Below are 13,253 nucleotides of genomic sequence, written 5' to 3' on the forward strand. Positions count from 1 at the left end.
ATAGGTGAACTATGAACATTAACACAGGATTGAATTCTTATAATACTAATTTTGTTAATAATACTGTAAACAGTGCCAAAATGAGTCAGAGTCAATCCCTTACTGGGTCTGTCACCGATTCATTAAAAGAGGGCGAAGTATTTGAAGGCTCTGTAAATTCTATTGAGAATGGCAAAGTGACTATCGGTCTTGCTAATGGGCAGACTATGACTGCCAGATTAGATGCGGGAGTTAGTATTACACCTGGTCAATCCATTTTCTTTGAGGTAAAGAGTAATGATGGCAATCTTGTTCAGATTAGGCCTGTTTCCCTTAATGCGTTAGATGCTAATCCAACTTTGCTTAAAGCTCTTGATATGGCTAATCTTGCGGCTACAGAGCGTACAATCAACATGGTTAATTCGATGATGCAAAATTCAATGAGCGTTAGCCCTGAGAATCTTGCTGCTATGAATCGCGCAATGATTAATAATCCGGATGTTGATATTCAGACACTTGTTACAATGACAAAGCATGGTATGGAACTGACACCTGACAATGTGAATATGTTTCAAAACTATGCTAGCGATAAAGCTATTCTTACTGATAATTTCGATACTATTTCTGAAATGCTGCCTGAACTTATGGCATCAGACGAGCTTTCCTCAACAGATGTAATCAGCATAAACAACGCTATAAAAGAGATTTTTGTGTCAGGACAACCTGCCACTATGGAAGGTGTGCCTGTAGAAGGCGCAAATACTGCTGCACAGCAGGCTGTAACTGAAACAGTGGAGGAAAACTTTAATGTAGCGCCTCAAGCTGCTGTAGAGGCAAATGAACCGTCTGCGCAGGCGCAGAGAATAGGCCAAGAAGCACCTATATTAGAAGGTGAAGCTTTAATTGTTAAAGATGGTGATGCTACAGCTGTACCAAAGGAAAATTTGACACAGCTTGACGGCTTAGCAGAAAATATAAGTATGCCTTCGGCAGCTTCTACACAAGTAACGCCAGAAACTACGGGGCCTCAGAATATTGCACCATCTGCAGAGGCTACAGGGGCTGATGTAGCATTATTAGAAGTTGTGGATTCTGAAAATGGTGCCCATTTAATAAACAGCCTTAGTACAGAAAAGCAGATTGATTCGTTTAATGTGGTATTAAACAATCTTCCGGATTTTCCAAAGGACAATCTGGAAATCTTTTCAGAGGATGGAAGCCTCAGGGCTGATGCTGATGTGAAGCAGGTATTTAGAGAAATTACAGAATACTTAAATAATCATCCTGATATTCCAAAGGAGACGCTGAATGATATTGTACGGGAGCCACTGTACAAAAACCTTTTGAAGAATATAATAACAAGCAGCTTTGCAATGGAGCCTAAGGATGTGACAAAGCCGGGAGAAATTTCAAAGCTTTATGAGCGTGTGCTAAAGCAGACAGAGGCATTAGAAAGACTGGTTTCAAGTTTTAACAATAAGGCAGCTGATGCTATTAAGAATCAGACAAATGAGATTAAGCAGAATGTTAATTTTATGAATTCTGCTAATGAGATGTATAATTTTGTTCAGATTCCCCTTAAGATGTATAATCAGAATACAGACAGTATGCTTTACGTAAAGCAGAATAAGAAAAGCTCTTATGAAGCCGGTGAAGAAATTACTGCTTTTTTGCATTTTGATATGGAATATCTTGGTTCTACAGATGTATTTATCAGCCTTAAGGAGGCAAATGTTGCCTGTAAATGGAATCTTGCAAGCGAAGAATCCATGAAGCTAATAGAAAATAATTTGGATATTCTTACAGAAAGGCTTGCGGCAAAGGGATTTTCAATGTCGGCATCTGTCACTTGTAACGAGCCAAGAGCCAGCTTTGTTGAGGATTTCCTTGGGGAACCTCCAGTTTCTGCTGATAAGCCTACTGACGGTATGGTACACAGATATAGCTTTGATATGAGGGCGTAAATATGGCTGAAGAAAAGGTTGTTGACAAAAACAAAACTGCCGTGGCACTATCTTATGAGGCGGGGGATTCTGCGCCTAGGATTCTTGCTTCTGGTAAAGGGTATGTTGCCGAACAGATTATACAAGAAGCCAAGAAAGCTGATGTTCCTTTTTATCAGGATAACGAGCTTGCCCAGACACTTAGCAAGCTAAACATTGGGGACGCAATTCCTCCAGAGCTATACGAGGTTGTTGCGGAGATTTTGGTTTTTGTTAACGATATGGAAAAGATAAAATCAAAGCTAGGATAGGTTGATGAATAACAGAAGACAAGGAAATGATTTTGAAAAGCTTGCAGCTGATTATTTAGTCAGGGAAGGCATGACAATAATTAAGCTTAATTTCTACTGTAAGATGGGCGAGGTAGACATCATTGCAAAAGATGGAGATTACTTAGTTTTTGTTGAAGTTAAATATAGAAAATCAGCTTCAAAAGGTAGTGGATTTGAAGCGGTTAATTATAATAAAATGAGAAAGATTTCCAGGGTGGCCGATTATTATATGTACAGCCACCATTTTAATGGAGATACAAATGTTAGGTTTGATGTTGTTGCAATAGAGGAAGGACATTTAAAGCATCTAAAAAATGCTTTTGAGTATATACCAGTATGTTAAATTCAAGTCATAAAATCGCACAGGTAATGGAGGGAAGCCCTGCAGATAGGGCGCATCTTATTCCTGGAGATATAATTACCAAAATAAATAATGCAGAGCTTGTAGATATTTTTGACTATCATTATTATTCTGATGATGCTGATATTACAGTTGAGCTTCTGCATGAGGATGGCACCACAGAATCGGTCTTTGTTGAAAAGGAAGAGGGCGAGGATTTAGGAGTAATATTCTGCAATGGTCTAATGGATGACTATAAATCCTGCTCTAATAAATGCGCATTCTGTTTTATTGATCAGATGCCGCCTGGCATGCGTGATACTTTGTATTTTAAAGATGATGATACAAGACTTTCGTTCTTACAGGGCAATTATGTTACCCTTACCAATATGAAGATGGCCGATTTGGATCGTATCATTGCATACAAGCTTGGGCCAATCAATATATCTGTACATGCAACAAATCCAGAGCTTAGAAAGAAGCTTTTGCATAATAGATTTGCGGGCGATATCTTAGAAAAGATTAAAAAGCTTTATGATGCAGAAATTCCTATGAATGCGCAGGTTGTATCCTGTCCTGGGCTTAATGATGGGCCTGAGCTTGATCGTACAATTTCTGATTTGCTTTCATTTGCTCCAGTAATGAGCTCTATGTCGGTGGTTCCTGTTGGAATTACCAAATTTAGAGATGGACTTTTCCCACTTCGCACATATACAGCCGAAGAGGCAGGAAAGGTTATAGATCAGATTGAACACTGGCAGGAAATTGCCATGGAGCGAATAGGAAATCATTTTGTGCAAGCTTCAGATGAGTGGTATATTCTGGCAGGACGTCCTCTTCCTGAGGCAGACAGGTATGACGGATTTATTCAGCTTGAAAACGGAGTAGGAATGCTAAGGCTTCTACATGAAGAGGTTTTAGATGCACTCGAAGATATAAAGAAGCCGCTATTTATGAGAAAGCGCCATGTTACAATAGCTACAGGAAAGTTGGCGGCTCCATTCATGAGAGAATTAGCGGATATTATCACAGAAAAGTTCAATCGCGTCACTGTAGATGTTGTAGAGATTCGAAACGAATTTTTCGGTGAAGAAATAACAGTTTCAGGTCTGATAACAGGTCAGGATTTAATTAAACAGCTTAGTGGACGAAATCTGGGAGACAATCTTTTGTTATCCTGCACGATGCTTAGAAGTGGCGAAGAGGTATTCCTGGATGACATTACGCTTTCAGAGCTTGAGTCTACTTTACAAGTTAAAACACGTATAGTACAATCAGACGGTCGCGATTTCGTATACGCGATAATAGGACGATAAAATTTACGCTGTGTTCAAAATCTTACGTTAACAATGATTCCGAATTCTTACGTCGACTGATGTCTCCTTCAGAATTGAAATACATTGTTAACTAGATTTTGTTCTACAGTTTATAGATGAGTAATCAGTAGTTCACAAGCTATTATGATTCTCAAGAGAAGCGTGCTGCTGAACGGAGAATTATAATGCTTGTGAACGTAACTGATTACGGACTAGGAAAGAAAGAGGTAATATATGGCAAGACCAGTGGTGGCGATAGTTGGTCGCCCTAATGTTGGAAAATCAACACTTTTTAATGCCCTTGCAGGAGAACGTATCTCCATTGTTAAGGATACACCAGGTGTTACAAGAGATAGAATATATGCAGATATTTCATGGCTTAATTACGATTTTACCATGATTGATACGGGTGGTATTGAGCCAGATACAAAGGATATTATTTTATCCCAGATGCGCGAGCAGGCTCAGATTGCTATCGACACAGCAGATGTAATAATTTTCCTTGTGGATGTTAAGCAGGGATTACAGGATAGCGATTCAAAGGTTGCTGATATGCTTAGACGTAGTCACAAGCCGGTTGTTCTTGTGGTTAATAAAGTAGATAGCTTCGAGCGCGATATGGCAGATGTTTATGAGTTTTACAATTTAGGAATTGGAGATCCAATTGCTATTTCTGCATCATCACGTCTTGGTTTTGGTGATATGCTTGATGTTGTTGTAAGCTACTTCCCAGAGCCTACAGGAGAGGCTGAGGAGGATGATACTCCAAAGATAGCAGTTATCGGTAAGCCAAATGTTGGAAAATCTTCACTTATCAATAAGCTTTGCGGTGAGGAGCGTGTTATTGTATCTGATATCGCAGGTACTACTCGTGATGCTGTTGATACTAAAGTAAGATACAATCACAAGGATTATATCTTTATTGATACAGCTGGTCTTCGTAGAAAGAGCAAAATTAAAGAAGATTTAGAGCGTTATTCTATAGTTAGAGCGGTTGCATCTGTAGAAAAATCTGATGTTGTAATAATTATGATTGATGCCACTGAAGGCGTTACTGAGCAGGATGCAAAGATTGCAGGTATTGCTCATGAACGTGGAAAGGGTATAATTATATGTGTTAATAAATGGGATGCCATTGAGAAAAATGACAAGACAATGAAAGAGCACGAGACAAAGATTCGTCAGATTCTTTCATTTATGCCTTATGCATCAATTCTCTTTATTTCTGTTAAAAGCGGACAGCGTCTCGGCAAGATTTACGAGACAATCGATGCAGTTATTGAGAACAATTCAATGCGTATTGCTACAGGCGTATTAAATGAGATTGTTTCTGAGGCAGTTGCGCTTCAGCAGCCACCTACAGATAAGGGTAAGCGACTTAAGATTTTCTACACTACACAGGTTGCAGTAAAGCCACCTACCTTTGTCATCTTTGTTAATGAAAAATATTTAATGCATTTTTCTTATGTGCGTTATCTTGAAAATAGAATTAGAGATGCCTTCGGATTTGAAGGAACATCTTTAAAATTTATCATTAGAGAGAGAAAGGAAAACGAATAATGATAGTAGTGGGGAGAATAATAGCTTTACTAATCGGTTATTGTTTCGGAATGGTTTTGATGGGATATCTCATCGGTAAGTCAAAAAATATTGATTTGACAAAAGTTGGCAGCGGAAATGTTGGCTCAACTAACACAATGCGTAATTTAGGTGTTCCAGCAGGTCTTATTACACTGACTTGGGACTGCTTAAAGTGTGTTGTTGCTTGTTTCTTTGTTAAATTAGTTTTTGGTTTCTTTGTAGAGAGTCCTAGTATCTATATGGTTTATGCTGGACTTGGTTGCGTACTTGGCCATGATTTTCCATGTTATATGCACTTTAAAGGCGGTAAGGGAGTTGCATCTACATTAGGTTTTATCATTGCATTATTCCCAATTGGACTTCCTATCCCGGCAGTTGTGTTTATTTCACTTGTTGCTTTGACACGTTATGTCTCATTAGGTTCAATTGTTGCAGAGTTATCCTTTGCAATTGAAATAATTGTTGCTGCTTGTCTTGGCGTATTTGCCGAAAAGTATCCAGGTAATGAAATCAAAGAAGTAGTTATTATTTGTTGCTTTGTTTCAGCTCTTTCAATCATACTTCACCATGCAAATATAAAGCGACTTCTCAAGGGAAACGAAAACAAATTCTCGTTCCACCCAGAGACAAGAGCGTAATTTTTATAAAGACTAGAGGTATTATATGGCTAGAATTAGTGTACTTGGAGCAGGCAGCTGGGGCATCGCTTTAGCTGTTATGCTCAATAAAAATGGTCATGAGGTAAAGGTCTGGTCCCATAGACAGTCTCAGGTGGATCAGATGAATGATACTCATACCAGCGATAAGATTAAGGGCGTGAAGCTCCCTGAATCTATGATTTTTACTGCTGATATTGAGGATGCCTGTCACACTGCGGATGTTGTTTTGATGGCGGTTCCATCTAAGGCGACTAGAGAGACAGCAGAAAAGATTAAGGATTATGTAAATAACAATCAGATATTTATTACAGTAACAAAGGGTATAGAAGAAGATACACTTTTTACTCAGACAGAGATTTTAGAGGATGTATTAGGAGATGATAAGCGCATTTGTGTTCTTTCTGGTCCTAGCCATGCTGAAGAAGTAGTTGTATTTAAACCTACTTTAGTAGTTGCTGGATCTACAGACAGGCAGACAGCTTTGTTTGTTCAGAATCTATTTATGAATAAATACTTTAGAGTATATTCTTCACCTGATGTGAAGGGCATCGAGGTCGGAGCTGCACTAAAGAATGTTATAGCTCTTGCTGCTGGTATGTCAGATGGACTTGGCTTTGGAGACAATGCTAAGGCTGCACTTATTACTCGTGGTATCAAGGAGATTTCATCTCTTGCAGTAGCTATGGGAGGTCAGGCAGAGACTCTGGCAGGCCTTACAGGCGTAGGCGATCTTATTGTTACTTGCTCATCAATGCACTCTAGAAATAGAATGGCAGGCTTTTACATTGGACAGGGAATGAGCAAGGATGAGGCCATGGAAAAGGTTGCGATGGTTGTAGAAGGTGTGTATTCTGCCAAAGCAGCCAAGAAGCTTGCAGAAAAATACAATATAGAAATGCCAATTGTTAATATTGTAAATGCAGTATTATTTGAAAATCTAGCAGCTAAGGATGCTGTTTATGACCTTATGACTCGTTCAAAGAAGGATGAGACATCAGATTTAGATTGGTAATAGGACTAAGGGAGAATTAGAGTTCTCTTAAATGATGACGGCTAGCCAATATAGGCTAGCCGTTTTTTAGAATATATTTGTAATTATTGTAATAATGACGTATGGCACAAATATAAAACTAAGTAATAAAGTTTTCATTCTGATAACTTTGATTCCATAAGCCTTGCAAATAGCATCTGCATTTTTCATGCAATCAAATCCCATTTGAATGATTACTAGTAAACCTACTGCTGTAGCAGCTGTGCTAACGGCGCCACCCACTGAATTTGCGGTAGAGTTTCCAGAACGTTTAAGCATTCGTCCGCCGATGGCTGCTGCAGATACACCTGTCATAACATCTTTATCAAGTGTTGGATCGGCAGGAACCTCATAGGCTCCGTCGGCTAAATCTTGGAATTTAGGATTAGTGTATGCAACCTTTATACATATTAATGCGATGATTCCTATGACACCTTCTGCAATCATAATACCGAAGCCTGTAACATCTACAATGCTTCTTAAAGTGTCATTAGTGTAATCAGAGCCGATGGCCACAATCATATCAAACAGAATAGCTGCAAATCCAGATGTAAGCATTGATACAAGACCAGCTATTAATAGTTTTGGATATAAAGAACATCTTTTTAAAAATTTGATTTCTTTTATTTCTAACACATTAAACCTCCTAAATTATTTAATTGAGTGAAATATACTGTATGATTCCTCTAGCTTGCCAGTGCTATAAGCCATGGAATTTCTATTCATTAATCCGCAATTTTCAAGTGTAATCTTAAATTCATCTGCTCTGTTATCGGCAGTAGCAGCCTTGATAAAATCGTCATTTAGCTGATAGCGACTTAATATTAATTCATCTGTGATAATGCCTTCGTTGCTGGAATCTAAGACTGCTTCATGAAGTGTGTTGAAATAATCATTAGCATTTTTTAGATTCTCTTCTTCAGATAAATCATTATTTAATGTGTATTCATATTTTATAGATGAAAGCTCACCATCACTTGTAAAAGCGAAGCTTACAAAGGAATGAAATAAATCATCTTCTGTCAAAGATAGGTAGACATTATAGCTAGTGCCTGGATAATCTGGATAGTAAGTATCGGTGTAGGCAAGATTGTGCTTCTTAGCGATAGATTCTAGCTTTTCAGCTGGCTCTAAATTTGTAACAGCAGGTTGATCAAGGCCGGAACTAAATGAAATATTAATTAAATCATATTCAGCAGCACCTCTAACACTAAATGAGATAACCACAAGAAGGAGAAATACAAAAAGGGTCTTAAAGATGATTAAATTAGGCAATTTCAAATCTTTATCATAAGCATAATCCTGAATCTCTGGGATTGAATATGAATCGAAATTCATTCCATACATTTCAAGCTCTAACTGGTTTTTGGCAGATGAAAAACCAATGAAGCAAATAAGGATAAGGCTTATACATAGAAAAATCATAATTAAAACAGGCTCTGTAACTTTATTAATTTCTAATTTGAATGGTGCGACACCTATTTTTGCCTGAACAGATATAGTGCTAAATAGAACAATAGAAGCGACTATAAGATATATAAAACTGATTTGAATAAGTTTACGGCATAAATAAATATGCTTAATTAGACTATGTTCTTGTGACATCATAACATTCTCCTAAAAATTAACAGTAACGTTTGGATATTAATACCTATAGATGTGTTTGTCAATAAACAAACAAAAGATATTGACTATAAAAAGCAAAAGTATTAAAATACTACCTAGAGTTTATAAGGAAATAAGGAGAATGTATGAGAAGAAGTGTTAAAAATGTTAAAATAGAAGGGAAGATGATTATATGAAAAGAAAAGTATTAATTTGCATAATTTTAGCATTAAGCTTAGTAGGATGTGGTAACTTTGGCGAAGATGACAACAGGGGCGAAACTGTAATAGTGTCTAAGGAAAATGATTCTGATGAAAAAGATGAAGATGTAGATGCAGTTGATAAGAAAGAAGATAAAGCTGAATCATCTGATGAGAAAGAAAGCGATGACAGCATTCAGGCTGAGCTTGCTTCTGTTGAAGAGAAATATCAAAAGCTCTATGACAATACAGATTCCGGTTCAATGTCACAATGTGAAATGAATGAAGCTGCTTTTAACTTATACGATGTGTGGGATAAGGAACTTAATTCTCTCTGGGAGAGATTGACAGAAGAACTGGATGAGAGCGAGAAAAAGGAGCTTGTTGCTGAACAGAAGGCTTGGATTGCACAAAAAGAGGCTAATTCAACTGCTGCAGGAATGAGTTGGAGTGGCGGTTCAGGACAGCCTTGTATCACCTTAGGCGAAGAAGAGGACATGACTCACAAGAGATGCTACGAACTTGCTGAGAGGCTTGCAGAAGTTCGTGGTGAAGATTTTGAAATCCCTTCAAAGGTAGAAAAGAAAATCGAAGAAGAAAATCCTACATTAGATGAAGTATTCGAAAAGTTCGAAGGACAATGGTGCTTTGATACTGATAGAGGAGCTGTAATCGGAATTGATAGAACTGCAAATGATCCAGATATGGCTCCAGAAGGCAGTACATGGTATGTATGGGAAACAGGCGGAGACATAATTTCTGATTTGGATGTTTATGGTTATAGTGATTCAGATATTATCTTTAAAAGATATAATGAATTTCTTGAAAAAGATTCTTATTATTGGATGAGCTATTGTGGAGATCGTGTGGAATTTAAATATGCACATTCGTTAGAAGAGTTGGCTGATTGGAATGTTGAGACAACTGTTGGTTATTAATCTAAATATTAGTAAGTGAACAAATTGTTATTTATTTGTGAAACTTCATTTTGTGGTATCTAACCCTATTGACTACTAGATAGTGTGGTGGTAGTATAAACCTATCAACACAACATCTAGTAGTTTTTTATTTGTCTTTACTAGATATTGACTGAATTGTATTTACAAATGTTTTTGGTATAGATAAACCCGGAGGTTAATATGGAGAGATTTGTTGTTAAGAAAGATGGTGCTCTAGAGCCATTTAATGTACAGAAAGTTGTTGAAGCAGTTGGCAAATCAGCAACTCGAGTACTTGTAAAATTTACACCTGAGCAGGAAAAGTTTATATGTCAATTTGTTGAAGAAAGAGTGGAGGAACTTGGACTTGAAAAAATTGAGATTGCACAGATGCACAACATTGTTGAAGGAGCTTTGGAACGAGTTAATCCAATGGTTGCTAAATCTTATAGAGATTATCGCAACTATAAGCAGGATTTTGTACAGATGCTCGATGATGTTTATAAGAAGTCTCAGAATATCATGTACATCGGCGATAAGGAGAACTCTAATACAGATTCGGCTCTCGTATCGACAAAGCGTTCGTTAATCTTTAACGAGCTTAACCGTGAGCTTTACAAGAAATTCTTCCTTACAACAGAGGAAATTCAAGCTATCAGAGACGGTTACATCTACATTCACGATATGAATGCAAGACGCGACACAATGAACTGTTGTCTGTTTGATGTTAAGTCAGTACTCGAAGGTGGCTTTGAGATGGGTAATATTTTCTACAATGAGCCTAAGAGTCTTGATGTAGCATTTGATGTTATCGGTGATATTGTTCTTTCTGCTGCAAGCCAGCAGTACGGTGGTTTCACTATTCCACAGGCAGATCAAATCCTTGAGAAATATGCTCAAAAGTCTTATGACAAATATATGGAAAAGTATTTATCTCTTGGTATTGATAAAGAAAAGGCTGAGGAAGTATCTATGGCTGAGGTTCAGCGCGAGATGGAGCAGGGCTTCCAGGGATGGGAGTACAAGTTCAACACTGTTGCTTCAAGCCGTGGTGATTATCCATTTATCACTGTTACAATCGGTCTTGGTACATCTACTTTTGCAAAGATGGCATCAAAAGCATGCCTTAAGGTTCGTTCAATCGGCCAGGGTAAGCCAGGATTTAAAAAGCCTGTTCTTTTCCCTAAGGTTGTATTCCTTTATGATGAAAATCTTCATGGACCAGGTAAAGAGCTTGAGGATGTTTTCGAAGCTGGTATTGATTGCTCACGCAAGACTATGTACCCTGATTGGCTTTCGCTTACAGGCGAAGGATATATCGCAAGTATGTATAAAAAATACGGCAAAGTTATTTCGCCAATGGGATGTCGTGCATTCCTTTCACCTTGGTATGAAAGAGGTGGAATGAAGCCTGCAGATGATAAGGATGAGCCTGTATTTATTGGCCGTTTTAATATCGGTGCAGTTTCACTTCATCTTCCAATGATTTTAGCTAAGGCTCGTCAGGAATCAAAGGACTTCTACGAAGTACTTGATTATTATCTTGAGATGATCAGAAAGCTTCACATTCGTACATATGCTTATCTTGGAGAGATGCGCGCATCTACAAATCCTCTTGCATATTGCGAGGGCGGATTCTATGGTGGACATCTTGGATTCCACGATAAGATTAAGCCTTTACTTAAGGCTGCTACAGCATCATTCGGAATTACAGCTTTCAATGAGCTTCAGGAGCTTTACAATGGCAAGTCACTTGTAGAGGATGGAGATTTTGCTATTGAAGTGCTTAAACACATTAACGAAAAGGTGAATCAGTTTAAGGAAGAGGATGGCAATCTTTATGCTATCTACGGTACTCCAGCTGAAAACCTTTGCGGTTTACAGGTAAAGCAGTTTAGAAATAAGTATGGCATTATTGAGAATGTTTCAGATAGAACTTACGTATCTAACTCATTCCACTGCCATGTTACTGAAGATATTACACCTATTCAAAAGCAGGATTTGGAAGGCAGATTCTGGGAGCTTTCAAACGGAGGAAAGATTCAGTACGTGCGTTATCCAATCAACTACAACCGCGAAGCTGTTAAGACTTTGGTTCGCAGAGCTATGGCTAAGGGATTTTATGAAGGTGTAAATCTATCACTTTCATACTGTGATGACTGCGGTCATGAGGAGCTTGAAATGGATGTTTGCCCAGTATGTGGAAGCAAGAACCTCACAAAAATCGACCGTATGAATGGATACTTATCTTACTCTCGTGTTAAGGGCGATACACGTCTTAACGAGGCAAAGATGGCAGAAATCGCCGATCGTAAATCCATGTAAATAAATTGCGGACTAGGGAGAATAGACATAATGAATTACCATAATATTACTAAGGATGACATGCTTAATGGTGATGGATTGCGCGCAGTGCTTTGGCTTGCAGGATGCGATCATCATTGTAAAGAATGTCAAAACCCAATCACTTGGGATCCTGACGGAGGCCTTAAATTTGACGAGGCTGCAAAAGAAGAATTATACGAGATTCTTTCTCGCGACTATATATCAGGCATTACATTTAGTGGTGGGGACCCACTTTTTCCAGCCAACAGGCAGGAAGTCACGGATCTTGCCCGGGAGATTAGGGAGAGATTTCCCGGGAAGACCGTCTGGCTCTATACAGGGTTCACATTTGAGCAGATCAAAGATTTGGAAATTATGAAATATTTGGATGTTCTGGTTGACGGAGAATTTGAAATTGATAAGATAGATTTGCAGGCAAAATGGAGAGGAAGCATCAATCAGCGTGTTATTGATGTGCCTCAAACATTAAAGTTAGGCCAGATTGTCCTTGCTTGCGACTAGAATATAGGGAGAATTTTATACATGGAAATTAATATTTTGCGTTTGACTGATTCTGCAAAGCTTCCAGACAGAGGCTCAGCATTTGCAGCTGGTTATGATTTGTTTGCGGATGTAGCAGAGGATGTTACTATATTGCCACACGAGACCAAGATGATTGGCACAGGTCTTGCAATGGAGATTCCGGAAGGTTATTTCGGTGGGATTTTTGCAAGAAGTGGTCTTTCTGCTAAGGAAGGTCTCAGACCTGCCAACTGTGTTGGTGTTGTGGATTCGGATTACAGGGGAGAGATAAAGGTTGCTCTTCATAACGATGGAGAGGTTCCTAGAGTTGTGACTAGTGCAGAGAAAATTGCACAGCTTGTGGTTGTTCCATTTTTATCAGTTGACTTCAATGAGGTTTCAGAGTTATCTGATACTGTTCGTGGAGCTGGTGGATTTGGTTCCACAGGAAAACATTAAGATTCGTTTATTTGGCGCCTGGTT

13 protein-coding genes are annotated in these 13,253 nt (G+C 38.3%); 11 read left to right on the forward strand and 2 right to left on the reverse strand.

Annotated elements, in window-relative coordinates:
- Nucleotides 1–11: 11 nt before the first annotated feature.
- The 7 genes from T498_RS0112245 (at nt 12) to T498_RS0112275 (ending at nt 7,162) form a co-directional block, all read left to right on the forward strand.
- A complete protein-coding gene (locus T498_RS0112245; protein WP_028236165.1) occupies nt 12–1,943 on the forward strand; it encodes a flagellar hook-length control protein FliK in 1,932 nt (643 codons plus the stop codon).
- A gap of 2 nt (nt 1,944–1,945) precedes the next feature.
- A complete protein-coding gene (locus T498_RS0112250) occupies nt 1,946–2,233 on the forward strand; it encodes an EscU/YscU/HrcU family type III secretion system export apparatus switch protein (RefSeq protein ID WP_028236166.1) in 288 nt (95 codons plus the stop codon).
- Nucleotides 2,234–2,237: 4 nt separating this feature from the next.
- Nucleotides 2,238–2,597: a YraN family protein gene (locus T498_RS0112255; RefSeq protein ID WP_036978513.1), complete on the forward strand. Its 360-nt coding sequence runs from the start codon at nt 2,238–2,240 to the stop codon at nt 2,595–2,597.
- The gene (locus T498_RS0112260; RefSeq protein ID WP_028236168.1) at nt 2,591–3,910 is read left to right on the forward strand and encodes a DUF512 domain-containing protein; all 1,320 of its coding nucleotides are present in this window, start codon (nt 2,591–2,593) and stop codon (nt 3,908–3,910) included. The genes T498_RS0112255 and T498_RS0112260 overlap by 7 nt, the downstream gene beginning before the upstream one ends.
- Before the next feature lie 234 nt (nt 3,911–4,144).
- Nucleotides 4,145–5,470 carry a ribosome biogenesis GTPase Der gene (der, locus tag T498_RS0112265; protein ID WP_028236169.1) on the forward strand — a complete coding sequence of 442 codons (1,326 nt, stop codon included), beginning with the start codon at nt 4,145–4,147 and terminating at the stop codon, nt 5,468–5,470.
- Nucleotides 5,470–6,129: a glycerol-3-phosphate 1-O-acyltransferase PlsY gene (plsY, locus tag T498_RS0112270; RefSeq protein WP_051524768.1), complete on the forward strand. Its 660-nt coding sequence runs from the start codon at nt 5,470–5,472 to the stop codon at nt 6,127–6,129. The genes der and plsY overlap by 1 nt, the downstream gene beginning before the upstream one ends.
- 25 nt (nt 6,130–6,154) lie before the next feature.
- Nucleotides 6,155–7,162 (forward strand): NAD(P)H-dependent glycerol-3-phosphate dehydrogenase, encoded by a 1,008-nt coding sequence (locus T498_RS0112275; protein WP_028236171.1) that lies wholly within the window; start codon nt 6,155–6,157, stop codon nt 7,160–7,162.
- Nucleotides 7,163–7,228: 66 nt separating this feature from the next.
- On the opposite strand, the gene T498_RS0112280 is transcribed toward T498_RS0112275, so the two are convergent.
- Nucleotides 7,229–7,816, reverse strand: a complete 588-nt coding sequence (locus T498_RS0112280; protein WP_028236172.1) for a hypothetical protein — start codon at nt 7,814–7,816, stop codon at nt 7,229–7,231.
- A gap of 15 nt (nt 7,817–7,831) precedes the next feature.
- The gene (locus T498_RS0112285) at nt 7,832–8,788 is read right to left on the reverse strand and encodes a hypothetical protein (RefSeq protein WP_028236173.1); all 957 of its coding nucleotides are present in this window, start codon (nt 8,786–8,788) and stop codon (nt 7,832–7,834) included.
- A 190-nt stretch (nt 8,789–8,978) separates the two neighbouring features.
- On the opposite strand from T498_RS0112285, the gene T498_RS0112290 reads away from it, so the two are divergent.
- The 4 genes from T498_RS0112290 to dut all read left to right on the forward strand — a co-directional run bounded on the left by T498_RS0112290 (nt 8,979) and on the right by dut (nt 13,229).
- The gene (locus T498_RS0112290) at nt 8,979–9,923 is read left to right on the forward strand and encodes a lysozyme inhibitor LprI family protein (protein WP_028236174.1); all 945 of its coding nucleotides are present in this window, start codon (nt 8,979–8,981) and stop codon (nt 9,921–9,923) included.
- Between the two features lie 201 nt (nt 9,924–10,124).
- Nucleotides 10,125–12,248 carry an anaerobic ribonucleoside-triphosphate reductase gene (nrdD, locus tag T498_RS0112295; protein WP_028236175.1) on the forward strand — a complete coding sequence of 708 codons (2,124 nt, stop codon included), beginning with the start codon at nt 10,125–10,127 and terminating at the stop codon, nt 12,246–12,248.
- 30 nt (nt 12,249–12,278) lie between these two features.
- Nucleotides 12,279–12,770: an anaerobic ribonucleoside-triphosphate reductase activating protein gene (gene nrdG / locus T498_RS0112300; RefSeq protein ID WP_028236176.1), complete on the forward strand. Its 492-nt coding sequence runs from the start codon at nt 12,279–12,281 to the stop codon at nt 12,768–12,770.
- Nucleotides 12,771–12,791: 21 nt separating this feature from the next.
- Nucleotides 12,792–13,229 (forward strand): dUTP diphosphatase, encoded by a 438-nt coding sequence (gene dut / locus T498_RS0112305; RefSeq protein WP_028236177.1) that lies wholly within the window; start codon nt 12,792–12,794, stop codon nt 13,227–13,229.
- The last annotated feature ends 24 nt before the right edge of the window (nt 13,230–13,253 follow it).

Origin of the sequence: Pseudobutyrivibrio sp. MD2005 (genome assembly GCF_000621865.1) — a bacterium.
GTDB lineage: Bacteria > Bacillota > Clostridia > Lachnospirales > Lachnospiraceae > Pseudobutyrivibrio.

Bases quoted from the DNA above. Each gene is read 5' to 3' on its own strand.
- T498_RS0112255 (WP_036978513.1), top strand. From the start codon at position 2,238: ATGAATAACAGAAGACAAGGAAATGATTTTGAAAAGCTTGCAGCTGAT.
- nrdG (WP_028236176.1), top strand. From the start codon at position 12,279: ATGAATTACCATAATATTACTAAGGATGACATGCTTAATGGTGATGGA.
- plsY (WP_051524768.1), top strand. From the start codon at position 5,470: ATGATAGTAGTGGGGAGAATAATAGCTTTACTAATCGGTTATTGTTTC.
- nrdD (WP_028236175.1), top strand. From the start codon at position 10,125: ATGGAGAGATTTGTTGTTAAGAAAGATGGTGCTCTAGAGCCATTTAAT.
- T498_RS0112245 (WP_028236165.1), top strand. From the start codon at position 12: ATGAACATTAACACAGGATTGAATTCTTATAATACTAATTTTGTTAAT.
- T498_RS0112275 (WP_028236171.1), top strand. From the start codon at position 6,155: ATGGCTAGAATTAGTGTACTTGGAGCAGGCAGCTGGGGCATCGCTTTA.
- T498_RS0112290 (WP_028236174.1), top strand. From the start codon at position 8,979: ATGAAAAGAAAAGTATTAATTTGCATAATTTTAGCATTAAGCTTAGTA.
- der (WP_028236169.1), top strand. From the start codon at position 4,145: ATGGCAAGACCAGTGGTGGCGATAGTTGGTCGCCCTAATGTTGGAAAA.
- T498_RS0112285 (WP_028236173.1), bottom strand. From the start codon at position 8,788: ATGATGTCACAAGAACATAGTCTAATTAAGCATATTTATTTATGCCGT.
- T498_RS0112250 (WP_028236166.1), top strand. From the start codon at position 1,946: ATGGCTGAAGAAAAGGTTGTTGACAAAAACAAAACTGCCGTGGCACTA.
- T498_RS0112260 (WP_028236168.1), top strand. From the start codon at position 2,591: ATGTTAAATTCAAGTCATAAAATCGCACAGGTAATGGAGGGAAGCCCT.
- dut (WP_028236177.1), top strand. From the start codon at position 12,792: ATGGAAATTAATATTTTGCGTTTGACTGATTCTGCAAAGCTTCCAGAC.